A 25497-nucleotide genomic window follows, 5' to 3' on the forward strand; every position below is an offset into this window, starting at 1 on the left:
GCTCAGTGCTCCTTCGTGATTGCTTGTGCGGCCATCCGGGCGATCGCGTCGTCGACGACGCGGGCCCGGTAGTCCGGGGAGAGGCCGGTGTAGATCGAGGTGGTCGAGGCGTGCTCGTGGCCGACCTGCTGCTGGATGAAGAACGCGTCGTAACCGTCCTCGACCAGGTGGGTGACGTAGGAGCGGCGCAGCGAGTGGAAGTCGAGATCGTCGTCGAGGCCGGCCTCGCGTTTGACCTCGTTGAAGGCGCGGGAGAGGGAGTCAGCGGCGAGCATGCCGCTGCGTTCGCTGGGCCAGAGTGCGGTGGACTTCGGCGGGGCCACCAGCGGGCGGACCTGCTCCCGCCACTCGCCGAGGCATTCGACGATCCAGTCGAACTCGGGCAGGGTGAGCACGGTGCGGCGTTTCGGGGGAGAGCCGCGCATCGCCTTCCCATATCGGACATAAAGGATCCCGACGTCACCGAACTGGCGGGCGCGAGGATTCGCGGCCAGATCGACCAGATCCAGCTGCCGAACCTCGTTGCGGCGCAATCCCCAGGCGTAGGCGGTCTTCATGATCGTCGCGATCCGGAACGCGGCGACCCAGCCCTTCGCGCCGGCGCGGCGGATCCGCATCACCCGGTCGTCGGCGCAGTCGAACAGGTCCTGGATCTCGTCCCGGGTGTAGGGGCGCTTGCCAGGGCCGGCCATCGCGTCCTGGGAGTGGCGGGCGGTGTTCCACTCGTGCAGCAGCTGCGTCGGGTGATCGCCGAAGCGGTCCCAGCAGTGCTGCACCCAGCCGTAGGCGGGGTCGGTCAGGTACTCCAGGAAGAGTCGCAGCGCGTTCTGATAGCCCAGCACGGTGGAGTGGGACGCGCCGCGCAGTGCGCGCAGCTCGAGGAAGAACTCGTCCACCATCGGCGTGGACCACGACCACGGATAGCTGTCCGCGAACAGCCGGAACCGGGTCACGATCGTGCGGCGCTTGTCCACCGTCGACGCCGACAGGTTGCGGGCGAGCTGCTGCGCCGCCCAGCCGTCCAGCATTGCCAGCCATACGCCTTCCTCGGCGTTGAACAGCGGGATCGCGGCCCGCAGATGCGCGGGAACCGCACCCGGGGCCACAGGAGGAGAGGTTCGCATATTACGCGAAACATTCGCAGAAAACGCGAACGCCTGTCAAGTGCACACAACGACACCCAGGTCAGCGGCATTTTCGATCCCGAGCTGGAGCCGTCCGCAGCGACCACACCTTGCGGGAGTAGCCACCGATGTGTCGGCTCATCCGGCGCCACACAAGGGAGGTCGAGGGGAGAGGCCAATTCGCATCAGCCGCGAAGATGTCGTGGTCAAGCTGACATAATGTGCATTATCGGTGATCGTAGGGATGTCGCAGGTACGCCCTAAGGTTGCGGGATGCCGGAGGGTGACAGCGTCTATCGACTCGCCCGGCGCCTCGAAGGCGCATCGGTCGATCGGACGATCGTGTCCGGTGAACTCCGCTCCGGTGCGCATGCCGGCGCCAAGCTCGACGGGCGACGCATCCTCTCGTATGACACGCACGGCAAGCATCTGTTCACGCGGTTCGACGACGGATGGTCGCTGCACACGCACCTGAAGATGCAGGGATCGTGGTCGGTGACGAGACGTCCGCTGCCGCGCGCCGAGCTGCACCGCGTGCGCTGCCGATTCGCCCTCGGCGACGGCGCGACGCTCTGGGGCGTCGATGTGCCGGTCATGGAGTACGCGCCGACCGCCGACGAGCAACGGGTGCGGGAACGGCTCGGCCCTGATCCGCTTCGACGAGACTGGGATGCCGCCGAAGCGGTCCGACGGCTGAGGAGACGACCTGATCGACCGACCGTCGCTGCGCTCCTCGATCAGGGAAACCTCGCCGGGCTCGGAAACCTCTGGGTGAACGAGCTCGCGTTCCTCCGCGGCATCCATCCGTTCGTTCCGATCGGCGCGACCGACATCACGGCGATCGTCGGCCTCGCGGCGCGCTGCCTGCTCCTGTCCGCCACCGTGCCCGGCATGTACCAGGTGACCACGGGAAATCGGTCCCGCGGTTCGACCCACTGGGTCGTCGGTCGGGCAGGCCGACCCTGTCTTCGATGCGGGACGACGATCCACGTCGCGGCCGAGGTGCCCGACGATCCGGGCCGCCGTCGGACGTGGTGGTGCCCCCGGTGCCAGCCGGAGACAGGCGTGAGCGATACGATGCGAACGTCGTGATCCCCGATGATGTGGAGCGCCATGTCCCGTCTCAGTCCTGATTCCGGGCTCGACCTCGACGCCGCCACCGCAGCGGCCCGGACGGCGCTCGGCGTCCCCGATCCGGGCTTCAGCGAGCGCCTGGCCGAGGTCCTTCCCGAGTTGCACCGGCTCTTCCTCCAGCTGTACGGCGACCGTGACGACGGACGCGAAGCTCTTGCCGAGGTGGTCGCCGCCGCCGCCGTGGGATGGCGCGATCGACCGGCGGGACTGAAAGCCCTCGACGCAGAGCGCATTGCCCACCCCGACTGGTTCCTGTCGGAGCGCATGCTGGGCGGGGTCTGCTACGTCGACCGCTACGCCGACACCCTCGCCGGCATCCGCGCGCAGATCCCCTACTTCCAGGAGCTGGGGTTGACCTACCTGCACCTCATGCCCCTGTTCGACTCGCCGGAGGGGAACAACGACGGCGGCTACGCGGTGTCGAGCTACCGGAAAGTCGACCCGCCCCTCGGCACCATGGCCGACCTCGCCGCCCTGTCGGCCGACCTCCGCGAGGCGGGCATCTCGCTGGTGCTCGACTTCATCTTCAACCACACCAGCAACGAGCACGAGTGGGCGCGCAAGGCCGTCGCCGGCGACCCCGACTACGAGGACTTCTACCTCATCTTCCCCGACCGCACCATGCCCGACCGGTACGAGGAGACGGTGCGGGAGATCTTCCCCGACGACCACCCGGGCGCCTTCGTGCAGCTGCCGGACGGTCGCTGGATCTGGGCGACGTTCTACCACTTCCAGTGGGATCTGAACTACGCCAACCCCCGAGTGTTCCGCGCGATGGCGCAGGAGATGATGTTCCTCGCCAATCAGGGCGTTGAGGTGCTCCGCATGGACGCGGTCGCGTTCATCTGGAAGCGCCTGGGCACCCCGTGCGAATCGCTCCCGGAGGCGCACCTTCTCCTGCGCGCCTTCAACCTCGTGCTCCGACTGGCCGCGCCCTCCGTGCTGTTCAAGTCCGAGGCGATCGTCCACCCCGACGAGGTCATCACGTACATCTCGCCGGATGAGTGCCAGCTGTCGTACAACCCGCTGCAGATGGCGCTCGGGTGGGAAGCCCTCGCCACCCGCGATGCCCGGCTGCTGCAGAAGGCCCTTGACGAGCGCCACGCCTTGCCGGCGGGAACGTCCTGGGTGAACTACGTCCGCAGTCACGATGACATCGGATGGACATTCGCCGACGAGGATGCCGCAGAGCTCGGCATCGCCGGCTATCCGCACCGCCGGTTCCTCAATGACTTCTACGTCGGCCGCTTCGAGGGGACCTTCTCGCGCGGTGAGCCGTTCCAGGAGAACCCGAAGACGGGCGACGCCCGGATCGCCGGCACGACGGCTTCGCTCGCGGGCGTCGAGGCCGGAGACCCCGGCGGTGAGGACCGCGTCATCCTCGCTCATGCCCTGGCCCTGTCCACCGGAGGGATCCCGCTGATCTACCTCGGTGACGAGGTCGGCCAGCTCAACGACTACGGCTACCGGGACGACCCCGCCCACGCCGACGACAGTCGGTGGGTGCACCGGCCGCACCGCGACGAGCGCGCCTACGCCTCCCGCCACGATCTGTCGACCGTCGCAGGACGCATCGCCACCCGGCTCCAGGCCCTCATCCACGCCCGGCAGCGCTCCCCCGAGTTCGCTGCGAGCAATCCGCTCGTGCCGTTCCACACGCCCTTCCCGCAGGTCGTCGGCTTCCAGCGCGTGGCCTCCGCATCGACGATCCTCGTCTTGGGCAATGTCGCCGACTCGGAGGTGCTCATCGAGCCGGTCACCTTCTCGGGCTTCCGATCGGATGCCACGGAGATCGTCTCCGACTCCCCCGTCGCGCTGCAGGGTGGTCTCATGCTGCCGGCGCACGGCGTGGTCTGGCTGCGCGTGAGGCCGGTCTGAGGGTCGGGCCGCACTAGCCTTGAGGGATGCTCTCGGCTCTCACCGGCTTCGTCGTGGTGGGTGTCGCGATCCTCATCGGCTACATCCTCGGACGCGTCAATCTGCTGGGAGAACACGCCCGCCCCGTGCTGGCGAGGCTCACCTTCTTCGTCCTGTCGCCGTTCCTGCTCTTCGTCGTCCTGGCCGAGGCCGATGTGAGAACCCTGTTCTCCTCGCTGCTGCCGGTATCGGCCATCGCGGCGGTGACGGTCATCGCGCTCTACGCCGTCGTCGCCCGTCTGCTGTGGCGTCGCTCGGTCGCCGAGACGACGATCGGGAGCCTCAGCGCCGGCCAGGTGAACTCCAACAACATCGGCATCCCGCTGTCGCTGTACCTTCTGGGCGATGCGGCCTTTCCGGCGCCGGTGATCCTCCTGCAGCTTCTGGTCTTCACTCCGATCACAATGGCGATCCTCGACGCCGTGACATCCGGTCGGTCATCACTTGCCAAGACGATCGGCCGCGTGGTGACCAACCCCATCGTCCTCGGATCGGCTCTCGGGGCGGCGGTCTCCATCAGCGGCATCGAGCTCCCCGAGGTCGTGATGGCGCCGGCCGAACTCGTGGCGAACGCCTGCGTGCCGGTGCTGCTCATCAGCTACGGTCTGTCGCTGTACGGTCAGCGCGTGCTCGGAGCGCACGGACGGCGACGTGACGTCATCCTCGCCACGACGCTGAAACTCGTGGTCATGCCCGCCGTCGCCTGGGCGGTGGCTGCTCTCGTCTTCGCACTCCCCCGCGCCGACGTGCTCGTGATCGTCGTCCTTGCCGCGCTTCCCACGGCGCAGAACGTCTTCAACTACGCCCAACGCTTCGACGTCGGCGAGGCGATTGCACGGGATAGCGTATTCCTCACCACGATCGGGTGCATCCCCGTCCTTCTCGCGGTGACCGCGATCCTCAGCTGAGGGTCACCGGTCAGGCTGCGCGGATGATCCCCAGCGGCGTCGACTGGTGGCCCTGGCCGAGCGGATTGTCCTTCAGGATCGTGACGAGCTGGTTCTCGCGGGCTCTGCTCACCGTGGATCCCAGGATGTTGCCACCGAGGTCGTTGATGTCGACCACCGCAACCTCGGGAACGCCGTTGAGAAGGTCCTTGAGTCGTCGGGCCACCTCACGAGGGCGATCGGGGCCCAGGACGACGGCCTTGTTGTACGGCGGGATCGTGCCGCTGGTGGGTCCGTCGATCGCGCGTGCCTTGTCGCCGGCGATCCGGTAGAAGTCGCCCTTGCGTCCGAACAGCTTGGTCACGGCCGACACCGCGGCGGCGAGAAGGATCCGGGGGGTTCCGCACTCGCGCAGCGCCATCTCCATCGTCTCGGGCATGCCGAGTCCGATGCCGTGCGGGGTACGGGTGACGTACCGCGAGAGGAAGCGTGCGAGGCGTCGCGGCTGGATGTCCTCCAGGGGGTAGGACCGGCCCTGCGTGATCGCGACGATCTTCTCGGTCACGAACAGCAGGTCGCCGGGCCGCACGAGGCTCGTCGCGTACTCGCGCACGAACTCCTCGAGATCATCGCCCGGCATCACGACCCGCGTGCGGATCGGGATGCGGGCGAACGACTCGCCGTCGACGGTGACCGTGAGGGCCTTGCCGTCGTTCGCTTCACCGGTCATGCGACGGACCGCTTACTCAAGGTAGTCCCGCAGCGACTGCGACCGGCTGGGGTGGCGGAGCTTGGCCATCGTCTTCGACTCGATCTGACGGATGCGCTCGCGGGTCACCCCGAACGTGTCGCCGATCTGGTCGAGGGTCTTGGGCTGACCGTCACCAAGGCCGAAGCGCATGCGGATCACGCCCGCCTCGCGCTCGGACAGGGAGTCCAGGAGCGACTCCAGCTGACGCTGCAGCATGGTGAAGCCGACAGCGTCCGCCGGAACGACGGCCTCGGTGTCCTCGATGAGGTCGCCGAACTCGCTGTCGCCGTCCTCGCCGAGGGGCGTGTGCAGCGAGATCGGCTCGCGACCGTACTTCTGGACCTCGATGACCTTCTCGGGGGTCATGTCCAGTTCGCGGCTGAGCTCCTCGGGGGTGGGTTCGCGACCGAGATCCTGCAGCATCTGCCGCTGCACACGCGCGAGCTTGTTGATGACCTCGACCATGTGCACCGGGATGCGGATGGTGCGGGCCTGGTCGGCCATGGCGCGTGTGATCGCCTGACGGATCCACCAGGTGGCGTAGGTCGAGAACTTGAAGCCCTTGGTGTAGTCGAACTTCTCGACGGCGCGGATGAGACCGAGGTTGCCCTCCTGGATGAGATCCAGGAACTGCATTCCGCGACCGGTGTAGCGCTTGGCGAGCGAGACCACGAGGCGGAGGTTGGCGCCGAGGAGGTGGCTCTTGGCGCGCTGACCGTCGCGGGCGACCCACTGCAGGTCCAAGCCCAGCTGCGACGCCTTCTCGGCCGCCGACATGTGCGACAGCTTCTCCTCGGCGAACAGACCCGCCTCGATCCGCATCGCCAGCTCGACCTCTTCGGCCGCGTTCAGCAGCGGCACCTTACCGATCTGCTTGAGGTAGTCCTTGACCGGGTCGGCGGTGGCGCCGGTGATCTGCGTCGAGTAGACGGGGATGTCGTCCTCGTCGTTGGAGATGACGATGGCGCCCGTCGGGAGCGGCTCGGCGAAGACCGGCTTGGGGGTCTCGTCTTCGTCGTCCTCCGACTCGCCCTCGGTCGTCGTCGCCGCGGCGCCGGACTTGGATGCCGGAGCGTCGGCATCGCCCTCGGAGTCGTCGGCCTCATCGACCTCGTCGCCGGCGATCTCCTCGTCGGCGTCGATTTCGACGTCGTCCATCTCCTCGTCGACGTCGTCGGCGTCGGCCTTCTTCTTGCCGCCCTTGACCGGTGCCTTGGCGGGCTTCTTCGCGGGAGCCTTCTTCGCCGCGGGCCGCTTCTTCGCGGGAGCCTCGGCGGCGGTCTCGACCTCCTCGACCGTGTCGGCGGTGTCGGTGTCCTTCGTGGTGCGGTTCGTCGTCTTCGTGCCTGCGGTCACGGTTCGCCTTTCACCGTCACGAACGCGGAGCGCCGCGGCGGTATCTTTCGGACACTAGTAAGACCCTTGTCAAGTCCCGTTCCCGTACGCAGGGCAGCGGACGGGGGACGACAATGGGTCAGAACATCCATTGTCTCACATCTGTCCGGGCGGTTCGTATCCGCGCTCCCCCGCGAATCCTCGACCCACCCTCACAGCACAACGTCTCGGCGAGCCGCGGAATTCCCCCGACGCCGGGCTCAGGGACGCTTGTCCTCGTCGCTGCTCGGACGTGAGGCGAGGAACCGCTCCAGCTCCGCGGCCAGCTCGTCGGCACTCGGCAGGTCGCCGGTGTGCAGGATGGGGGTCGCGTTGGTCGCGCCGGCCATGTACGCGTCGTACCGCTCCTCCAGGCCCTGCAGCATCCGCGACAGCTCGTCGCTTCCGGCGACCTGCTCCTCGACCTTCGTCAGGTACTCGCGGTTCTCCTCCCGCAGGTTGTCTCCGTCGAAGACGAGTCCGGTCGCCACCGTGATGCTGTCCAAGCCCGCGAGGGCTGCCGCGGGGTACTCGGTGTCGGCGAGGTAGTGCGGTACGAGCAGGACGAACCCCGCCACCGCGGCACCCCGCTCGGTGAAGCGGTACTCCAGCAGGTGCGCGACGGTCGCGGGTACCTGCGTGTGGGGCTGCCAGACCGAATGCGCCTCTGTCAGCTCGGCCCGGGTCCCGCTCACCGTCGTGCCGATGGGGCGCGTGTGGGGCACCGGCATCGGAATCGCGTGGACCCAGGTGACCGAGGAGACGGCGAAGCTCGAGGCCAGCTCGAGGACGGCCTCCGACACGCCGTCCCAGGCGAAATCGGGTTCGTAGCCTGCGAGGACGAGGAACGGGGCGCCGAGCGCGTCGTGCGCGAGCGAGAGCTCGAGTCGCGGCGGGCGGTAATCGGTGAGGTGATCCGCCTCGAAGGTCACGATCGGCCGGCGCGCGCGGTAGTCGAGCAGGATGTCGTTGGAGAAGACGGCCAGTGGGATCGGGTCGAGGTCGTCGCGGATGTACTCGATGAGACGAGCCACCGCTCCCCCGGCATCGGTGAAGCCGGTGAGGGCGATCACGAGCGGGAGGCCTGCCGGCACAGCCGGAGCGGAGACCGAGCGCTCGTAGAGAGGACCGGCGTAAGGCATGGCTCCATGCTACGAGTCGCTGCGACGTCGAGAGTCGGGCCGCTGCCGCTGACAGCGAACACCGCTCCATAGGATGGAGCCCATGTCGTTCCCCGACCTCGAATACCGTTCCGCTCCCCTCGCCGATATCGACGCCGACGCCGTCGTCGTGGCTCTTCCCCCCGTCGACGGGGACGCCGCGCCGTCCCTGGACGCCTGGCCCGGGCTGAAGGAGGCGCTCGTCGCGACAGGCTTCAGCGGGTCGCCCGGCTCGTTCCAACGGATCTACGCGCCGGAGGTCACGTCTGGACCGCTCGCCGTCGTCGGAACGGGCGCCGAGCCGGATGCCGCGGCGGTGCGCGACGCGGTCGGCGCGGCCCTTCGCGCCCTGACGGGCTTCGAGACCGTGACCGTCACGGTGCCGTTCTCCCCGGCGCACACCCTCGCCGCCGCGGAGGGCGCCGCGCTGGGCGGCTACCGGTTCGACGGGTACAAGGCGGATGGCCCCAAACGTCGTGCCAGCCGCGTGATCGTGCACGGGACCGACGACCTCGACCCGGCGGCCCTCGACGCGGTGCGTGCCACGGCATCGGCGGTCGCCCTGGTCAAGGATCTCGTGTCGATCCCCGCGGAGTGGCTCGGTCCTGCGGATCTCGCCGATCGCGCCGTGAAGGAGGTCGACGACCTGCCCGTCGAGGTGACCGTGTGGGACGAATCCGCTCTCCGCGACGGCGGCTTCGGCGGCATCCTGGGTGTCGGTCAGGGCTCGGAGCGGCCCCCGCGCCTGGTGCGACTGGACTACGCCCCCGCGGGCGCGACGCGTCACGTCGCCCTCGTCGGCAAGGGCATCACCTTCGACACCGGCGGGCTCTCCCTCAAGCCCGCGGCCTCCATGGTCGGGATGAAGTACGACATGTGCGGCGCCGCCACGGTTCTGGCCGTCGTCCGCGCGGCCGCGGCCCAGGCTCTTCCCGTGCGCGTCACCGGGTGGCTCGCCGTCGCCGACAACATGCCCTCCGGGCGCGCCACCCGACCGGGCGATGTCGTGCGCATCGCCGACGGCACCACGGTGGAGGTGCTGAACACCGACGCCGAAGGACGACTCGTCCTCGCGGACGGGCTCGTCGCCGCCAGCCGCGAGCATCCCGACCTCCTCATCGACGTGGCGACCCTCACGGGGGCCATCACCATCGCCCTCGGCACTCGCCACACCGGAGTCATGGGAGATGACGACGCCGTCTCCCGCTACCTGGCGGCCGCCGAGGATGTCGCCGAGCTCGCCTGGCAGCTGCCGCTGCCGGCCCACATGGTCGACGAGCTCGAGTCTCCGATCGCCGACCTGCAGAACGCCAAGATCGGCGACCCCGCCGGCGGCTCGCTGTTCGCAGGACTGTTCCTGCGCCACTTCGTCGGCCGCACCGCCGACGACGACGCGGCGCGCATCCCGTGGATCCACCTCGACATCGCCGGGGTGGGGATGAACAAGGGTGGCGGGTTCGGCTTCACCGACAAGGGGCCGACCGGGGCGACCGTGCGAAGCCTTCTCCGCCTGCTGCAGACCGAGGCCGTCCGATGACCCCCGACGCCTCCTCGCAGACCTCCGCCGACGTTGTCATCCTCGGCGGAGGAAGCGGCGGCTACGCGGCCGCACTCCGCGCCGCCGAGCTCGGCCGATCCGTCATCGTGGTCGAGAAGGACAAGGTGGGCGGCACCTGCCTCCATCGCGGCTGCATACCGACGAAGGCCCTCCTCCACGCCGGCGAGGTGGCCGACGCGGTGCGGGATGCGGGCGAGATCGGGGTCGAGGCGGAGTTCCGCGGGATCGACCCGGCCCGGGTGCGCTCCTACCGGGAGGGCATCGTCGAGAAGAAGTACCGCGGGCTGCAGAGCCTGCTGAAGGCCCGCGGCATCCGCGTGGTCGAGGGCGAAGGTCGGCTCGAGGCCGGGCCCGCGGTGCGGGTCGGCGACACCGTCTATCGCGGCACCGACGTGGTCCTCGCGACCGGGTCGTACAGTCGCACTCTGCCAGGTCTGGAGATCGGCGGCCGTATCCTCACCAGCGATCAGGCCCTGCAGCTGGAGGAGATCCCCGACCGCGTCATCATCCTCGGCGGCGGTGTGATCGGCGTCGAGTTCGCCAGCGTCTGGCGGTCCTTCGGTGTCGACGTCACCATCGTCGAGGGCCTGGACCACCTCGTTCCCGCCGAGGACGTCGCGATGAGCAAAACCCTCGAGCGCGCCTTCCGCCGCCGGGGAATCGGCTTCACCCTCGGGGTCCGATTCGCCGAGGCCGCCCAGACCGCCGACGGCGTCACCGTCTCGCTCGAAGACGGCTCGCAGCTGCAGGCGGACTACCTGCTCGTCGCCGTCGGTCGAGGTCCCGCCACCGCCGGTCTCGGGCTGGAGGAAGCGGGGGTGAGTCTGGATCGCGGCTTCGTGGTCGCCGACGAGCGGCTGCAGACCTCGGTGCCGCACGTCTACGCCGTGGGTGACATCGTCCCCGGCCTCCAGCTCGCTCACCGCAGCTTCCAGCAGGGCATCTTCGTCGCCGAGACGATCGCCGGGGAGAACCCCGTCATCATCCCCGAGCAGCTCATCCCCCGCGTGGCGTACTCGCACCCCGAGGTCGCGTCGGTCGGTCTGACCGAGGCGCGGGCTGCGGAGGTCCACGGTGCGGACGCGGTGCAGGCCTACGAGTACAACCTCGCGGGCAACGCCAAGAGCGAGATCATCGGAACAGGAGGCCTCGTCAAGGTCGTCCGCCTCAAGGACGGGCCCGTGATCGGCGTGCACCTCGTGGGTGATCGTGTCGGGGAGCTCATCACCGAGGGGCAGCTCGTCGTCGGCTGGGAGGCTCACCCCGAAGACATCGCCCCGTTCATCCATGCCCACCCGACGCAGAGCGAGGCTCTGGGCGAGGCCTTCCTCGCTCTTGCAGGCAAACCGCTGCACGCCCTGTGAGCCGTCGCACCTCGCGCCGGCGCGGACCTGACACGGGCCTGCGGGCGCATCACTAAGCTAGACAAGACATCGGCAACCCCGAAGGAGACAAGCCCATGAGCACATCCGTGGTCCTCCCCGCGCTCGGCGAGAGCGTCACAGAGGGAACGGTCACCCGCTGGCTCAAGAAGGTCGGTGACACCGTGCAGGCCGACGAGGGGCTCCTCGAGATCTCCACGGACAAGGTCGACACGGAGATCCCCTCCCCGATCAGCGGCGTGATCGAGGAGATCCTGGTCGATGAGGACGAGACCGTCGAGGTCGGCGCCGTCCTGGCGAAGATCGGCGACGGCTCCGGAGGCGGCGAGGCGCCCGCCCCCGCTGATGTCCAGGAGGCGCCCGAGCCCGCGCAGCCCGCCGAGAGCGAGGCGCCCGCCCAGGAGGCCGCGCCCGCCGACGGTCCCGCCGATGACGGACCGGCCGCGCCGGCGCAGGCCGCGCCCGCGGACGCGACGTCCAGCGGTGGCACCGAGGTCGTGCTCCCCGAGCTCGGCGAGAGCGTGACCGAGGGAACGGTCACCCGCTGGCTGAAGCAGGTCGGCGACTCTGTGGAGGTCGACGAACCGCTGCTCGAGATCTCCACCGACAAGGTCGACACCGAGATCCCGTCCCCGGTCAAGGGCGTCCTTCAGGAGATCCTGGTCCAGGAGGACGAGACGATCGCCGTCGGTTCCGCACTCGCCCGGATCGGCGACGGTGCCGCGGCCGCCGCGCCCGCACCGGCCCAGGAGGCGCCCGCCGCGGAGGAGAAGCCGGCCGAATCCGCTCCCGCCGCGGAGGAGACGCCCGCCGACCAGAAGCCGGCGGATGACAAGCCTGCCGCAGAGGTTGCGCCCGTTCCGGAGAAGGTCGTCGCGCACGCGCCGGTCTCGACGGGGGTCGCCACCGAGCAGGAGCCGTCGCCTTCGAGCGCCCCGTCCTCGGCCGCGCCGGCCGCCTCGTCGGACGACGAGGTGGCCTATGTCACCCCGCTTGTGCGCCGCCTCGCCCAGCAGCAGGGCGTCGACCTCGGTTCGGTCAAGGGCACCGGCGTCGGTGGACGCATCCGCAAGGAGGACGTGCTGAAGGCCGCCGAAGCCGCGAAGGCTCCGGCGCCCGCCGTTGCCGCGCCTGCGCCCGCCGTTCCGGCGCGCACTCCGCTGGAGGTCTCGCCGCTGCGCGGGACGACCCAGCCGATGTCGCGCCTGCGCAAGGTCCTGGCCGAGCGAGCGGTGGCGTCGATGCAGGCGACCGCGCAGCTCACCACGGTCGTGGAGGTGGATGTCACCAAGCTCTCCAGTTTCCGCGACCGGGTGAAGGGCGACTTCCAGACCAAGACCGGCGACAAGCTCTCCTTCCTGCCGTTCTTCGCGCTCGCTGCCGCGGAGGCTCTCCAGGCCTTCCCGGTCATCAACAGCACGGTGGACGGCACGAACATCGTCTACCCGCCCACCGAGAACCTCTCGATCGCGGTCGACACCGAGCGCGGTCTCCTCACCCCGGTGCTCCGAGACGCGGCCTCGAAGAACCTGGCGCAGATCGCGCACGAGATCGCCGACCTCGCCGCCCGCACCCGTGACAACAAGCTGAAGCCCGACGAGCTGGCCGGCGGCACCTTCACGCTGACCAACACCGGGTCCCGTGGTGCGCTGTTCGACACGCCGGTCGTGTTCCTTCCCCAGTCGGCGATCCTCGGCACGGGCATCGTGGTCAAGCGCCCGGGTGTGGTGTCGGTCGACGGTCGCGACGCGATCTCGGTGCGGTCCTACGTCTACCTCGCCCTGTCGTACGACCACCGGGTCATCGACGGAGCCGACGCCGCGCGGTTCCTCGGCGCGGTCAAGGCACGTCTGGAGGAGGCGGACTTCGAGGGCGACCTCGGAATCTGACCGCACGGACATTCCACGCCGCGGGGGCGACATCGTGATCACGGTGTCGCCCCCGCGTCGTGGATGTCGCGGATGACCCAGGTCTCGCCGATGCGGACGATGACCACGAGCTGAGACGCGCGGGATGAGGAAGATCCGCCGGCTGGCTCCGCGGCTTCCCGGGCATCCACGCGGAGCACGGCCGCGCCCCCGAGATCGTCGAGGAAGGTGACCGACCGCGCCTCGGGCGGAAGGTCGGAGGCCCCCGCGGGGAGTGCTCGGGTGGGGTCCTCCACCACCGCACCGAGGCACCCCTGATCGTTCTCGCAGGCCGCCCGGGCGATCAGCAGCTCTTCGGTGACCGCGGCCAGGTCGGGCGAGGCGTCCGCCGCGGCGGGTGCCGAGGCCGAGGTATCGACGGCTGCCCCGCCCGGTTCGTCGCCTGCGGCCGCCGTCGCCCCCGGCGTCGGAGCGGCGAGCTCCTGCTCCGCCGCCGCCGGCTGTTCGGTGTCGGTCGGCCACGCCAGGCCGACGGCCAGCACGATCGCGGCCGCCCCCGCGGCGAGAAGGAGCGTCCGCCGACGCGAGCGCGGCCGCGCGGGGCCGGCGGCACGCCACAGGCTCGTCGTCGCGCGAGAGACCACGTCGGCCAGATCGCGGTCCATCACCGCCGAGATGCGGGTGAGCCACCCCACTCCGCGCGGGTCGCCGGCTGCGGCGGCACGAGCCGCCGCACGCGTCCCCGAGCGCGTGGCCGCCGGGCGTCCGGTCGTCGACGTCGCGACGTCCATCGCCGTTGCCGTCGCCCGCCCGGCCCGCGGCGCGAGACGCAGGGGCTGCGGGGTCGCCAGCGCGAAGAGCCGCTCCTCCAGGGCCTGCGCATCGCGCGCGTGAAGCCGGTCCTGTTCCATCGCACCGAGCACATCGCCGAGCACCTCCGCCCACGCGGGGAATCCGGTCGCGAGAAGACGGAGGATGTCCGGGGAATCGGCGCGTCCGCTCGTCTGCATCGCCAGTACGGGTCGTCCCTCGTCGGTGAGCCACCACACGCCCGTGCTCGCCGCCGACAACGCTGCGGCCTCCATGTGTCCGCGCAGCACGCTGACGGCCACCGTGAGAGCCTCCCCCGTCGACAGGGGGTCGCGATCCTCGAAGCGTCGCGTCACGAGCTCGGTGAGCCGCGCGGCGCAGACCTCGAAGAGGGCGGCGTGTCCCGACGGCGTCCTCACGAGGTCGCGGGGGGTGAGGAGGTGCTCCGACTCCGCCGCGTGCCATCCGCTCCACCCGTCGCCGAGCTCCTCGGCATCCACGAGGAGCCACGCGGCCCCGTCCGGATCGCGCACGACCTCCCCCGGCCACGGGGCACTCGTGGCATCCACGCGCCGCACCGGCCGGTAGGACCGCAGGAGCGGAATCGCGGGATCGACCACCATCGACCCAGACTGGCCGCTGACCTGCCGCCTCCCTTGCGACCGCCCGGGAACTGTGGACGATCGGTCCGCGGTCCCGGGTTGTGCAGGAGAGGTCGCCGGGGCCGGAAAGGTAGTCTGGGAACATGGCCGCACGCAGTACCGCCCCCGAGAAGCGTCCCGGGTTCTTCGCCCAGATCCGCACCCTGTACACCTTCACGGTCCAGGCCTACCGCTGGCTCCCGTGGGCGCTCGTGGGCATCCTGATCGGCGGCACGCTGCTCGGTGTCGCGATCGGCGCGCTCATCCCGCCGGGTGCCATCTGGAGCATCATCCTGTGGGGTGTCACGGGATTCATGTTCGGCATCCTCGCTGCGTTGATGACGATGACGCGACTGTCGACGAAGGCGATGTACCGCAAGATCGACGGAATGCCCGGGGCGACGGGCTACGTGCTCTCCAGCGCCCTGGGCCGCCGCTGGCGCGCGTCGGAGATGCCGGTGGGCATCAACCCGAAGACGCAGGAAGCGGTCTACCGCGCCATCGGGCGTGGCGGGATCGTCATCGTCGGCGAGGGGGCGCGTGGACGGCTCACCCGCCTCGTCAACGAAGAGCGGGGCAAGGCCCAGCGCGTGGCATCCGGTGTTCCGGTCACGGTGCTGTACGTCGGCCACGGTGAGGACGAGGTGCCGATCGGGAAGCTCGCCCCGGCCATCAAGTCCCTGCCGAAGAAGATCGACCGCGCGACGATGGCCGCCGTCATCAAGCGGATGGACTCGGTGTCGCAGACGGTCGCGTCGCTGCCGATCCCGAAGGGCATCGACCCGCAGCGCGTGCGGGCTCCGCGGCCGCGCTGAGCGATCAGTCGCGGATGAGGACGGTGCCCGCCGCCTTGTCGTGCAGGCCCCGCTGATCGGCGTCCCAGATCACGGCGGGGATGACGAGGATGAGCAGGATGGTGCGCAGCACGGGTCGCCACAGGCCCACCCATCCGCCGTCCAGGCGCACGAGTCGCATCCCGAAGATCCGGTGTCCGGGGCTTCCCTGCAGCGTCGGGAGGAAGACGATCTGGATGGCGCCGAAGATCAGCAGGATCGCCAGGGCATCCCAGCCGAAGAAGCCCGAGATCAGGTACGCGGCACCGTAGTCGATGAACAGTGCTCCCACTCGACGACCGAGCCGGCCGATCGATCCGGCCCCCTCGCGGGGACGTCCCAGTCGCTCACCGGGATAGTCCTGTGCGCTGGCGACCACGATTCCACCCTACCCGCGCTCGGCGCGTAACATGCCGGAAACAAAGGTGTCACGGTCGGGCAATCCCCCGCCGATACGGTGCCTCAAGGCCCGCTCGACGGGCGGCAGTTCCCGATGCCCTACCTCTGGAGTCTCCATGTTCAGTGATTCATCCGAGGTGCTGCGGTTCATCAAGGACGAGGACGTTAAATTCCTCGACATCCGTTTCACGGATCTTCCTGGTGTGCAGCAGCACTTCAACATTCCGGCCGCCACCGTCGATGAGGAGTTCTTCACCGTCGGGCAGCTCTTCGACGGCTCCTCGATCCGTGGGTTCGCGAACATCCACGAATCCGACATGCAGCTCATCCCCGATGTGTCGACCGCCTACCTCGATCCCTTCCGCGAGGCCAAGACGCTCGTGATGGTGTTCGACATCTACAACCCGCGCAACGGCGAGATCTACGCCAAGGACCCCCGTCAGGTCGCCAAGAAGGCGGAGAAGTACCTCGCCTCCACCGGCATCGCAGACACCGCGTTCTTCGCGCCCGAGGCCGAGTTCTACATCTTCGACGACGTCCGGTACGAGGTGAAGCAGAACTCCAGCTTCTACTCCGTCGACTCCGAAGAGGGCGCCTGGAACACCGGTCGTGTCGAAGAGGGCGGCAACCTCGCCAACAAGACCCCCTACAAGGGCGGCTACTTCCCCGTCTCCCCCGTCGATAAGACCGCCGATCTGCGCGACGACATCAGCCTGAAGCTCATCGAGTCGGGCCTGCAGCTCGAGCGCGCGCACCACGAGGTGGGCACCGGTGGTCAGCAGGAAATCAACTACCGCTTCGACACCATGGTGCACGCGGCCGATGACATCCTGAAGTTCAAGTACATCGTCAAGAACACCGCCGAGCAGTGGGGCAAGGTCGCGACCTTCATGCCCAAGCCCCTGTTCGGCGACAACGGCTCGGGGATGCACACCCACCAGTCGCTGTGGAACGACGGCAAGCCGCTCTTCTACGACGAGAAGGGCTATGGCGGACTGTCCGACATCGCGCGCTGGTACATCGGCGGCATCCTCGCTCACGCCCCCGCGGTGCTCGCCTTCACCAACCCGACGCTGAACAGCTACCACCGTCTGGTGAAGGGCTTCGAGGCGCCGGTCAACCTGGTGTACTCGGCGGGCAACCGCTCGGCGGCCATCCGCATCCCGATCACGGGCTCCAACCCCAAGGCCAAGCGCATCGAGTTCCGCGCGCCCGACGCCTCGGGCAACCCCTACCTCGCCTTCGCCGCGCAGCTCATGGCCGGGATCGACGGCATCAAGAACCGCATCGAGCCGCACGAGCCGGTCGACAAGGACCTCTACGAGCTCCCGCCCGAGGAGGCCAAGGGAATCCCCCAGGTGCCGAACTCCCTGCAGGACTCGCTGGACGCGCTGGCCGCCGACCACCAGTTCCTGCTCGAGGGTGGCGTGTTCACGCCGGAGCTCATCGAGACCTGGATCGAGTACAAGATCGAGAACGAGATCCGGCCGATGGCTCAGCGCCCGCACCCGTTCGAGTTCGAGCTGTACTTCGGGGTCTGAACACCGTCTGACTCCCACTCCCCCGAGCGCCTGCCCACCGTGGGCGCTCGGGGGAGTTTCCCTTTCCCGGGTATCACGCCGCCGGCGCGGCGTCTCTCCCCGGTGTGCGCACGAGTGCACGCCCACCGCAGGGGAAGGGGACATCATGGCTATCGAGGACGCGACGCACAACACGGGCGAGAATCCGTCGGGGCCTCTCGTGATGCTGGTCAACGCCGACGGCACACCGTTCACGGGCTACGCCGAGGACGGCGGAGGGATCGGCGGGCACCTCCTGGGGCAGGTCTGTCACAACCACGTCCTGACCGAGGTCTACTCCGACTTCGACGGTGAAGGCCACCTCGCGGGCATGCACACCCACGACGTCGGCAGCTGCTGAACCACTGCTCCCGCACCGCTACGGTGTAACGGTGCGGGAGATCATGCGGATGGGGCTTCGGCTTCTCGTCGCCCACTGGCCCGCGTTGCTGGCGTGGTACCTCGCGGGGTCCCTCGGCCGGTACCTGTCCATCCAGCTCGCCGGTCTCGTCGGCGGCTACTCCGCGCTCGGCGGCATCCTGCTCCTCCCGCTGGCGATCCTCGCGAAGCTCGTCAGCGTCGTGGCGATGTTCCTCGTCCTCAGGGACGGGATGCTGCGCCTCAGCGCCATCGCTCCGAGCCCCCTCGATCCTGACGGGCGCCTCCGGTCGTTCCGGGACGCGCTGCTGTCGGCGGTGCTGCCGTTCATCGCGGTCTACGCGGTGCTGGGGTTCCTCGTCGACGATGTCGCCGCCTATCTCCGGGTGGCCCTCGCGGTGCAGACCGATCGGCAGTGGGCTGCCATCGTCGAGCAGACCTCGGTCGACACCTCCGGCGCGGTGGACAGCCTCACCTGGGAGCCGTGGACGATCGCCGTCGTCGTGCTCGCCTTCGCCGGGCGTTGGGCGTGGAAGCGGTGGCAGCAGGCGCTTCCGCGATGGACCGCGCTCGGGGCGACGTACCTCGAAGCACTGTGGATCTTCCTCGTCGCATACTTCCTCGGTGAGGCGCTCGGACAGGTGACCGCCTGGGTCGACACCCGTCAGGCGATGGTCTGGCTCGCCGATCTCCGGCAGGCGGTCGGTGACCTCTTCGCGCCCCTCGGGTGGGTCTGGGATGCGGCCGAGTGGCTTCTCGGCCAGGCCGGAGCGGTGCTCTTCGTTCCGCTCGCCTGGCTGACGATCGCCGGCGTCATCTACGGTCGCACCGTCTCCCCCCAGGGCGTGCAGCTGCGTGGAACCCTCGTCGATCGCGCCCGAGCCCGCTACGGGTCGCTCCCCCAGCGGCTCCGCCGGCGCCTGGTCGATCTCGGCTCGGAGGTCGGCGGCCGGTTCCGACCGATCTGGCAGGCGATCCTGCTGATGTGGCGGGGCGGACCCCTCCTCATCGGCGGGTACGTGCTGCTCTACACCGTCATCCTCTTCGCCGGGGAAGGGCTGCGGGTGCTCCTCACGCGACTGGTCGGGCCGCACGACCTCTACGACTTCTGGGTGATCGCCGCCACACCGCTCTTCCTCCTCGTCCCCCTGGTCGTCGAGCCGCTGCGGACGGTGCTCATCGCCGCGACCTACGACGCGACGGTCGGCGCGCTCATCGGCGCGCCCGTGGTGACGTCAGGGGACGACCTCGAGTCGAAGGAAGCCCGGCAGCTCGTCCGGGACAGTGAGCTCGATGCCGAACGGACCGATGGCGTCGTCGGGGACGAGGTAGGGCACCGAGACGGTGAACGGAGCGCGTGAACCCGTCTCGCACGAGCTCGGCTGCTCATAGCGCCAGTCCACCTCGTTCAGCGCCGCACCCCACTCCCGCCCCGCACCGGCGAGTTCCCGGAGGACCGGAGTGGTGCAACCGGGGGTCTCATCGACGGGGTCGACCGGGATCTCGACGACGAGCACGCGGGTTCCGGCCGGTGCGTCGGCGGCGAACGCGCCGGTCTCGTCCTCGACCGTGACCGGGCCCCACGACGCGCCCGCCCAGTCGATGCGCTCGCCTGCGGCGGCCGTGGTGGGGAACACCGCGTCGCTCTGACTCCAGCGCCACCATTCGACGCCGGCCGGAACGAGGACTCCCACCGGCAGCAGCACCGCGACCGCACCCAGCGCCAGCGCGTTGCGTCGCCACCACCCACGTGACCGCGGGGCCGGTGTGGATCGAACCATGATCGACGGCTCCGGAGTCATCGCTGCGCCCACCCGGTGGCGAGAAGCTCGACCTCGTCTGCGGGTTCGAGCGCGCGGAGGTCGATCGGGAGGGTCACGAGGCTGTCGAGTCGGGGATCGTCGCTCACTCCGAGCTCGAGTGTCGCGGTGCCGCGGACGACGTCGGGCGGAAGCTCGAAGGCGAGGCTCCCTTCGCGCGGAATGCCCGGGGTGAGACCCGTGCGCAGGAGCGACGCGGGTCGCTCGCTTGCGCGGTAGGCGGCATCGTCGAAGACGAGCTCGGCGTGCGCGAGGAGGGTGCCCGTCTCCTCCTGGGTCGCCTCGGCCTCGAGGTCGACGACCAGCCAGGTGCCCTCGGCGGACCACGCGCCTGCGACCGCTCGCGACCCGAGTCGGACATCGGTGACGGTCACGGCGAAGCCGCGGGCGGTCGCCGTCTGATCGATCTCCGCAACCAGCGGGAACGGCGCCTCTGCGTCATCCTGCGTGGGGGTCACCTGGATGACGCCCCAGGCTCCCCCCACGAGCGCAAGACCGATCGCCCAGGTCATCCAGCGCCTCATCCTTGCTGCCCCTCGGCATCGGCTTCCGCCTCGGCGTCGGCACCGGCACCGACATCGGTCACATCGAGCCGCATGGTCGCTGCCGTGATCGGCGTCTCCCAGTACTCCCCCGCGACGACGAGCTCGCCCTTTCGCAGGGTGAGGTCGCGGAGCACGACCTCGATCTCGTCACCGTCCGCGAGGACACCGCGGTCGATTGCCCAGGTGAGGACCAACTCCGCGGGGACCCGCGGCTGCAGGTAGGGAGAGAACGTGGTGTCGTCGAACCGCGCGATCGCGGCCGCGGGTTCGTCGCCCAATTCGGCGATGCGCACCCCGGCGCGCAGTCCGCTGGTGCCCTCGGAGGGCAGTGCCCGGTTCCAGACGTTCTCTGCGGTCAGGACGATCGCGAGCACCCGCTGACCGGGCTCGGTGGTGATCCCCGCCTCGGGAAGCTCGTCGATGAGCACGGCCCGCTCGACCGTGAGGGCGAACTGATCGTTGACGTGGGTGTCGCCCGGCTCGAGCTCGGGGATCGGGGGGACGGCGGCCTGCGCGAGGCCCCCGAAGGCGGCGGTCACCGCGAGGAAGACCGCCGTGAGCATGCCGGCGAACCAGCCGGTGGGAATGCGATCCCAGGTGCGGGCGATCCAGGCGGTGCGCGAGGGTCGCGGCGCGTCGGGGCGGGGAGCCTCGGGTGGGACCGTCACGCCCGACACCCTATCCCGGAAGAGGGTCACCCCGATGACGCCGACCGGTCGAGGTGCGCCCGCGCCTCGCGCTCGACCAGGACGGGCACGAAGTCGCGCACCTTCGCGTCGTGGAAGTGCTCTCGGGCGCGGCCGAGCGCCGCATCGATGTCAGCCGCCGAGGCCTGCGGGTATCGGTCCCGCAGGCGATCGGCGATCTCGGCGAACACGACGTCCTCGTCGGGGATCTCACGGGTCATGTCTGAAGGATGCGCCGGACTCGCCGACCGGCGCAAGCCGGACACCGGCGGACTCAGCCGTAGAAGAGCCGCTCGAAGCTCCGACGTGCGCGGCGCGCGGTACGCAGCCAGTCCTCCTCGACCTGCGTCGCCGATCGGGGGGGATACTCCAGCAGTCGCCCGATGCCGTCCAAGCGCTTCCGATCGGTGGGAAGCACGTCGCTCGTCTGCCCCGACAGGAGGGTGTTGGCCGAGCGGAGGCGACTGGCCAGCCGCCATGCCTCGAACAACCGGGCGGCGTCGGCCTCGGGCACGATGCCCGCATCCTTGGCCGCGGTGAGCGCGATCGTGGTCGAGGTGGTGCGCAGCGACGGAACGGTGTGCGCGTACTGCAGCTGCAGAAGCTGGACCAGCCACTCGACATCGCTGAGGCCGCCGGGTCCGAGCTTCAGATGCCGGGCCGGATCAGCCCCCTGCGGCAGCCGCTCGTTCTCCACCCGGGCCTTGATGCGCTTGATCTCGCGGAGACCGGCGGCGTCGGGTGAAGCGGGATAGCGCACCTCGTTGGCGAGCGCGGTGAAGGCGGTGATCAGTTTGACGCTTCCCGCCACGCCGCGGGCGCGCAGGAGCGCCTGCGCCTCCCACGACAGCGACCACCGGCGGTAGTACTCCTCGAACGCGTCCAGCGAGCGAGCCAGCGGCCCGTTGCGTCCCTCAGGGCGAAGGCCCGCGTCGAGGTCGAGCGGCGCGCGATGATCCTCCGAATACTGCCGGAGGGCTCCCACGAGCTGCAGGGCTTTGCGCGCGGCGCGCTCCGGGTCCAGCCCATTGGCCCGGTAGACGTACATCACGTCGGCATCCGATCCGAACCCGAGCTCGGCGCCGCCGAAACGTCCCATCGCGATCACCGAGAAGTCCAGGGCGGCGTCCTCCGGCTCCAGGACGTCGCGCCGCACGGCCCGCAGGGTCGCCTGGATCGTCACCTCGGTGATCGTGGTGAGGGCGTCGGCGAGTTCCTCGATCGTGAGGGTGCCGACGATCGCCGCCATCGCGGTGCGCAGAAGCTCGCGGCGTCGGAGCGCGCGCACGGCGCGCATCGCCTCGTCCACGGTGTCATGGCGGGTCTGGATGGCACGCGCCTCCTCCTGCAGTGCCAGCCCGCTGCGGGGTCGGAGCAGATCGGGGTCGTCCAACCACGCCGCAGACTCGGGGATCCATTCCATGAGCTCGCCGACGTAGCGGGAGCCCGACAGCACGCGGGTCAGGCTCTCGGCGGCACCCGAGGAATCGCGCAGCATGCGCAGGAACCACGGGGTGTCCCCCAGCCGCTCGCTGATGCGTCGGAAGGCGAGCAGCCCGTAGTCGGGGTCGACGCCGTCGGCGAACCACCGGATCATCACCGGCATGAGGTGTCGTTGGATCGTGGCCTTGCGGCTGAGGCCGCTCGTCAGTGCGCCGATGTGGCGGAGCGCTCCCGCAGGATCCGTGAATCCGATCGCCGCCAGTCGGTCGTGCGCCTGCGCAGGGGAAAGCGACCTCTCCGCCTCCGGGAGACTCGCCACCGCGGAAAGGAGCGGGCGGTAGAAGAGCCGGACGTGGATGTCGCGGACCTCGCGCTTGATCGCCTCCCACGTCTGCCACACCCGCTCCCCGGTCTCGGCGAGTCCGGTCGCGCGCGCCAGCACCCTCAACTCTTCCGGTGTCTGCGGCATGAGGTGCGTGCGCCGGAGGTTTCGCAGCTGCATCCGGTGTTCCAGAAGCCGGAGCGTGCGGTAATCGCGGGAGAAGGCGGATGCTTCGGCGCGGCCGATATAGCCCTCGGAGGCGAGGGCATCGAGGGCCGGAAGGGTTCCGCGCTGCCGGATGCGGTCGTCGCTGAGGCCGTGGACGAGTTGGAGGAGCTGAACGGTGAACTCCACGTCCCGGATTCCGCCCGGACCCAGTTTGATCTGCACGCCGACCTCGTCGGCGGGGATGTGCTCGGTGACCCGTTCCCGCATGCGCTGGACGCTGTCGACGAAGTTCTCCCGGGCCGCGCTCGTCCACACCTTCGGCGCGAGAGCGGCGACGTACTCCTCGCCGAGGGCGACGTCCCCGGCCAACGGGCGCGCCTTCAGCAGCGCCTGGAATTCCCAGCTCTTGGCCCATCGCTCGTAGTACGACAGGTGCGAGGCGAGAGTGCGCACGAGCGCGCCCTGTTTGCCCTCGGGGCGGAGATTGGCGTCGACCTCCCAGAGCGGGGGCTCGATCTCGGCGCCCGAGATGCCGCGCATGGTCTGGACGGCGAGCCGGGTGGCGATGTCGACGACGCGGCTCTCGCCGATCTCTTCCAGGGTGTCGTCGTCGGCGCCTGCCACGAAGATGACGTCGACGTCGCTGACGTAGTTCAGCTCTCGTGCCCCGGCCTTGCCCATTCCGATGACGGCCAGGTGGGTGCGTGCCACCTGATCCGCAGGGAACAGCCCCGCACCCGCGGCGCCGCGCGAGACACGGGTGCGCGCGACCGCCAGCGATGCCTCCAGAGCCGCCCCTGCGGCATCGGCCAGTCGCGCGGCCACCTCGGGCATCACCTCGAGCGGGTCGGGGTGGAGAAGGTCGAACGCGGCGATCCGTGCGAGAAGACGTCGGTAGCGCACGCGAAGGCCCACCCACGCCTCTTCGCCGCCCTCGGCGGCGAAGCCGTCGTCGGCGCCGACGGCCTCGAGCATCTCCCGGCGGAGCGATTCGGGGCTGGGGAGGTCGACGCCGACGCCGGTGAGGTGGACAAGCTCGGCGGGGCGGCGCAGGAAGAACTCGGCGAACCCCGTCGAGGCGCCCAGGAGCGCCCACAGGGCGCGCCATGCCTGTGGATCTCGGTACACCGTGCGCACGGGCTCGGCGTTGCGTCGCGCGATCCGGGTGAGAGCCAGAAGCGCGCCGTCGGGATCGGCCGCGGCCGCGGCGGCTCGCAGCAGGTCGGCGCGGGGCACGTCGATGGCGATCGACAGCTCCTCCAGCAGCGCCGCACTCTCGGAGAGGTCGCTGAAGCCCAGCCGAGCGAGCTCGGTGAGAGACGACGTGCGCTCGCCCGTGCTCATGTCCCGGTCAGAGCATCTCGAGATTGCTCTTCAGCTCGAAGGGCGTCACCTGCGAGCGGTACTCCTGCCATTCGCGCCGCTTGTTCAGCAGGACGTACGTGAAGACCTGTTCGCCGAGGGTCTCGGCGACCAGTTCGGACTCCTCCATGTACTCCAGCGCGTGGTCCAGGCTCGCCGGGAGCGGCGCGTACCCGAGGGCGCGGCGTTCGGCGTCGGTGAGCGACCAGACGTTGTCCTCCGCCTCGGGCGGGAGCTCGTAGCCCTCCTCTATCCCCTTCAGCCCGGCGGCGAGCATGAGGGCGTAGGCCAGGTAGGGGTTCGCGGCCGAGTCCAGCGCACGGTACTCCACGCGCGAGGACTGGCCCTTGTTCGGCTTGTAGAGGGGCACGCGCACCAGCGCGGAGCGGTTGTTGTGGCCCCACGTGATGAAGCTCGGCGCCTCGTCGCCGCCCCACAGTCGCTTGTAGGAGTTGACGAACTGGTTCGTCACGGCGGAGATCTCGTTCGCGTGGCGCAGGAGCCCGGCGATGAACTGACGCCCGATCTTGGACAGCTGGTACTGCGCGCCCTCCTCGTAGAAGGCGTTGACGTCGCCCTCGAACAGGGACATGTGGGTGTGCATGCCGCTTCCGGGCTTCCCGCCCAGGGGCTTGGGCATGAACGTGGCGTACACCCCCTGCTCGATCGCCACCTCCTTGACCACGGTGCGGAAGGTCATGATGTTGTCAGCCGTGGCGAGGGCGTCGGCGTAGCGCAGATCGATCTCGTTCTGACCCGGACCGCCCTCGTGGTGGCTGAACTCGACCGAGATCCCGAGATCCTCCAGCATCCGCACCGAGCGGCGCCGGAAGTCATGGGCGGTGCCGCCGGGGACGTTGTCGAAGTACCCGGCCGAGTCGACCGGCTCGGGGCCCTCGGTGCCGAAGGACGACGACTTCAGCAGGTAGAACTCGATCTCAGGATGGGTGTAGAAGGTGAAGCCCGCGTCGGCGGCCTTGGCCAGCGCGCGCTTGAGCACGTGGCGGGGGTCTGCCACGGCGGGCTGGCCGTCCGGCGTCGTGATGTCGCAGAACATGCGGGCCGTCGGATCGATCTCGCCGCGCCAGGGCAGGATCTGGAAGGTGCTCGGGTCGGGGTGGGCGAGCAGGTCCGACTCGTACGACCGGGTGAGACCTTCGATGGCGGAGCCGTCGAAGCCGAGGCCCTCCGCGAACGCTCCCTCCACCTCGGCCGGTGCGATCGCCACCGACTTCAGCGTCCCGATGACGTCGGTGAACCACAGGCGCACGAACTTCACGCCGCGTTCCTCGATCGTGCGCAGTACGAAGTCCCGCTGCTTGTCCATGGCTTCCTTTCCGCCGGGTATCGCCGGCGCGGGGTCGAACGCCCCACGC

21 protein-coding genes are annotated in these 25497 nt (G+C 69.6%); 10 read left to right on the top strand and 11 right to left on the bottom strand.

Annotated elements, in window-relative coordinates; all coding sequences use genetic code 11:
• Positions 1–2: 2 nt before the first annotated feature.
• A complete protein-coding gene (locus tag MA875_RS10750; protein ID WP_248242286.1) occupies positions 3–1106 on the bottom strand; it encodes a tyrosine-type recombinase/integrase in 1104 nt (367 codons plus the stop codon).
• A gap of 291 nt (positions 1107–1397) precedes the next feature.
• Between MA875_RS10750 and MA875_RS10755 the strand changes: the two genes are divergently transcribed.
• From MA875_RS10755 to MA875_RS10765, 3 genes are read left to right on the top strand one after another with little or no spacing between them, the layout of a single operon-like run.
• Positions 1398–2216 carry a DNA-formamidopyrimidine glycosylase family protein gene (locus tag MA875_RS10755; protein WP_248242287.1) on the top strand — a complete coding sequence of 273 codons (819 nt, stop codon included), beginning with the start codon at positions 1398–1400 and terminating at the stop codon, positions 2214–2216.
• A gap of 21 nt (positions 2217–2237) precedes the next feature.
• Positions 2238–4136 carry an alpha-amylase family protein gene (locus MA875_RS10760; RefSeq protein ID WP_248242288.1) on the top strand — a complete coding sequence of 633 codons (1899 nt, stop codon included), beginning with the start codon at positions 2238–2240 and terminating at the stop codon, positions 4134–4136.
• 26 nt (positions 4137–4162) lie between these two features.
• Positions 4163–5083: an AEC family transporter gene (locus MA875_RS10765; protein WP_248242289.1), complete on the top strand. Its 921-nt coding sequence runs from the start codon at positions 4163–4165 to the stop codon at positions 5081–5083.
• A gap of 10 nt (positions 5084–5093) precedes the next feature.
• Here MA875_RS10765 and MA875_RS10770 read toward each other — a convergent pair whose 3' ends face one another.
• The 3 genes from MA875_RS10770 to MA875_RS10780 form a co-directional block, all read right to left on the bottom strand.
• Positions 5094–5792, bottom strand: a complete 699-nt coding sequence (locus MA875_RS10770) for a coenzyme F420-0:L-glutamate ligase (protein WP_248242290.1) — start codon at positions 5790–5792, stop codon at positions 5094–5096.
• Positions 5793–5804: 12 nt separating this feature from the next.
• Entirely contained in the window at positions 5805–7169 is a 1365-nt protein-coding gene (locus MA875_RS10775) for an RNA polymerase sigma factor (protein ID WP_248242291.1), read from the bottom strand.
• 239 nt (positions 7170–7408) lie between these two features.
• The gene (locus tag MA875_RS10780) at positions 7409–8329 is read right to left on the bottom strand and encodes a proteasome assembly chaperone family protein (RefSeq protein ID WP_248242292.1); all 921 of its coding nucleotides are present in this window, start codon (positions 8327–8329) and stop codon (positions 7409–7411) included.
• Positions 8330–8411: 82 nt separating this feature from the next.
• Between MA875_RS10780 and MA875_RS10785 the strand changes: the two genes are divergently transcribed.
• From MA875_RS10785 to sucB, 3 genes are all read left to right on the top strand, one after another.
• Positions 8412–9884 (top strand): leucyl aminopeptidase, encoded by a 1473-nt coding sequence (locus MA875_RS10785; protein WP_248242293.1) that lies wholly within the window; start codon positions 8412–8414, stop codon positions 9882–9884.
• On the top strand, positions 9881–11269 hold the full coding sequence (gene lpdA / locus MA875_RS10790; protein WP_248242294.1) for a dihydrolipoyl dehydrogenase: 1389 nt from the start codon (positions 9881–9883) through the stop codon (positions 11267–11269). Before MA875_RS10785 ends, lpdA begins: the two co-directional genes overlap by 4 nt.
• Before the next feature lie 95 nt (positions 11270–11364).
• The gene (gene sucB, locus MA875_RS10795; RefSeq protein WP_248242295.1) at positions 11365–13176 is read left to right on the top strand and encodes a 2-oxoglutarate dehydrogenase, E2 component, dihydrolipoamide succinyltransferase; all 1812 of its coding nucleotides are present in this window, start codon (positions 11365–11367) and stop codon (positions 13174–13176) included.
• Positions 13177–13214: 38 nt separating this feature from the next.
• Here sucB and MA875_RS10800 read toward each other — a convergent pair whose 3' ends face one another.
• Complete coding sequence (locus tag MA875_RS10800; protein WP_248242296.1) at positions 13215–14588, bottom strand: hypothetical protein; 1374 nt, start codon at positions 14586–14588, stop codon at positions 13215–13217.
• A gap of 122 nt (positions 14589–14710) precedes the next feature.
• Here MA875_RS10800 and MA875_RS10805 point away from each other — a divergent pair, with 122 nt between their 5' ends.
• The gene (locus MA875_RS10805; protein ID WP_248242297.1) at positions 14711–15421 is read left to right on the top strand and encodes a DUF4191 domain-containing protein; all 711 of its coding nucleotides are present in this window, start codon (positions 14711–14713) and stop codon (positions 15419–15421) included.
• A gap of 4 nt (positions 15422–15425) precedes the next feature.
• Here MA875_RS10805 and MA875_RS10810 read toward each other — a convergent pair whose 3' ends face one another.
• Positions 15426–15818, bottom strand: coding sequence for an RDD family protein (locus tag MA875_RS10810; protein ID WP_124293268.1), 393 nt, complete (start codon positions 15816–15818; stop codon positions 15426–15428).
• Positions 15819–15954: 136 nt separating this feature from the next.
• Between MA875_RS10810 and glnA (MA875_RS10815) the strand changes: the two genes are divergently transcribed.
• The 3 genes from glnA (MA875_RS10815) to MA875_RS10825 all read left to right on the top strand — a co-directional run bounded on the left by glnA (MA875_RS10815) (position 15955) and on the right by MA875_RS10825 (position 19136).
• On the top strand, positions 15955–17379 hold the full coding sequence (gene glnA, locus MA875_RS10815) for a type I glutamate--ammonia ligase (protein ID WP_124293277.1): 1425 nt from the start codon (positions 15955–15957) through the stop codon (positions 17377–17379).
• Positions 17380–17524: 145 nt separating this feature from the next.
• Complete coding sequence (locus tag MA875_RS10820; RefSeq protein ID WP_248242298.1) at positions 17525–17758, top strand: hypothetical protein; 234 nt, start codon at positions 17525–17527, stop codon at positions 17756–17758.
• A gap of 31 nt (positions 17759–17789) precedes the next feature.
• Positions 17790–19136, top strand: coding sequence for a hypothetical protein (locus MA875_RS10825; RefSeq protein WP_248242299.1), 1347 nt, complete (start codon positions 17790–17792; stop codon positions 19134–19136).
• 437 nt (positions 19137–19573) lie between these two features.
• Here MA875_RS10825 and MA875_RS10830 read toward each other — a convergent pair whose 3' ends face one another.
• The 5 genes from MA875_RS10830 to glnA (MA875_RS10850) are packed head-to-tail and all read right to left on the bottom strand — an operon-like array spanning position 19574 to position 25448.
• A complete protein-coding gene (locus tag MA875_RS10830; protein WP_248242300.1) occupies positions 19574–20119 on the bottom strand; it encodes a DUF4352 domain-containing protein in 546 nt (181 codons plus the stop codon).
• Complete coding sequence (locus MA875_RS10835) at positions 20116–20808, bottom strand: hypothetical protein (RefSeq protein ID WP_248242301.1); 693 nt, start codon at positions 20806–20808, stop codon at positions 20116–20118. The genes MA875_RS10830 and MA875_RS10835 overlap by 4 nt, the downstream gene beginning before the upstream one ends.
• A gap of 26 nt (positions 20809–20834) precedes the next feature.
• Complete coding sequence (locus MA875_RS10840) at positions 20835–21047, bottom strand: three-helix bundle dimerization domain-containing protein (RefSeq protein WP_248242302.1); 213 nt, start codon at positions 21045–21047, stop codon at positions 20835–20837.
• Positions 21048–21100: 53 nt separating this feature from the next.
• The gene (locus tag MA875_RS10845) at positions 21101–24103 is read right to left on the bottom strand and encodes a bifunctional [glutamine synthetase] adenylyltransferase/[glutamine synthetase]-adenylyl-L-tyrosine phosphorylase (protein ID WP_248242303.1); all 3003 of its coding nucleotides are present in this window, start codon (positions 24101–24103) and stop codon (positions 21101–21103) included.
• A gap of 7 nt (positions 24104–24110) precedes the next feature.
• Entirely contained in the window at positions 24111–25448 is a 1338-nt protein-coding gene (gene glnA / locus MA875_RS10850) for a type I glutamate--ammonia ligase (RefSeq protein WP_248242304.1), read from the bottom strand.
• Positions 25449–25497: the final 49 nt, after the last annotated feature.

Origin of the sequence: Microbacterium kunmingense (assembly GCF_023155745.1) — a bacterium.
GTDB classification, from domain to species: domain Bacteria; phylum Actinomycetota; class Actinomycetes; order Actinomycetales; family Microbacteriaceae; genus Microbacterium; species Microbacterium kunmingense.

Bases quoted from the DNA above. Each gene is read 5' to 3' on its own strand.
- MA875_RS10820 (WP_248242298.1), top strand. From the start codon at position 17,525: ATGGCTATCGAGGACGCGACGCACAACACGGGCGAGAATCCGTCGGGG.
- MA875_RS10830 (WP_248242300.1), bottom strand. From the start codon at position 20,119: ATGAGGCGCTGGATGACCTGGGCGATCGGTCTTGCGCTCGTGGGGGGA.
- MA875_RS10755 (WP_248242287.1), top strand. From the start codon at position 1,398: ATGCCGGAGGGTGACAGCGTCTATCGACTCGCCCGGCGCCTCGAAGGC.
- glnA (WP_248242304.1), bottom strand. From the start codon at position 25,448: ATGGACAAGCAGCGGGACTTCGTACTGCGCACGATCGAGGAACGCGGC.
- MA875_RS10805 (WP_248242297.1), top strand. From the start codon at position 14,711: ATGGCCGCACGCAGTACCGCCCCCGAGAAGCGTCCCGGGTTCTTCGCC.
- MA875_RS10800 (WP_248242296.1), bottom strand. From the start codon at position 14,588: ATGGTGGTCGATCCCGCGATTCCGCTCCTGCGGTCCTACCGGCCGGTG.
- MA875_RS10770 (WP_248242290.1), bottom strand. From the start codon at position 5,792: ATGACCGGTGAAGCGAACGACGGCAAGGCCCTCACGGTCACCGTCGAC.
- lpdA (WP_248242294.1), top strand. From the start codon at position 9,881: ATGACCCCCGACGCCTCCTCGCAGACCTCCGCCGACGTTGTCATCCTC.
- MA875_RS10780 (WP_248242292.1), bottom strand. From the start codon at position 8,329: ATGCCTTACGCCGGTCCTCTCTACGAGCGCTCGGTCTCCGCTCCGGCT.
- MA875_RS10760 (WP_248242288.1), top strand. From the start codon at position 2,238: ATGTCCCGTCTCAGTCCTGATTCCGGGCTCGACCTCGACGCCGCCACC.
- sucB (WP_248242295.1), top strand. From the start codon at position 11,365: ATGAGCACATCCGTGGTCCTCCCCGCGCTCGGCGAGAGCGTCACAGAG.
- MA875_RS10845 (WP_248242303.1), bottom strand. From the start codon at position 24,103: ATGAGCACGGGCGAGCGCACGTCGTCTCTCACCGAGCTCGCTCGGCTG.
- MA875_RS10765 (WP_248242289.1), top strand. From the start codon at position 4,163: ATGCTCTCGGCTCTCACCGGCTTCGTCGTGGTGGGTGTCGCGATCCTC.
- glnA (WP_124293277.1), top strand. From the start codon at position 15,955: ATGTTCAGTGATTCATCCGAGGTGCTGCGGTTCATCAAGGACGAGGAC.
- MA875_RS10840 (WP_248242302.1), bottom strand. From the start codon at position 21,047: ATGACCCGTGAGATCCCCGACGAGGACGTCGTGTTCGCCGAGATCGCC.
- MA875_RS10785 (WP_248242293.1), top strand. From the start codon at position 8,412: ATGTCGTTCCCCGACCTCGAATACCGTTCCGCTCCCCTCGCCGATATC.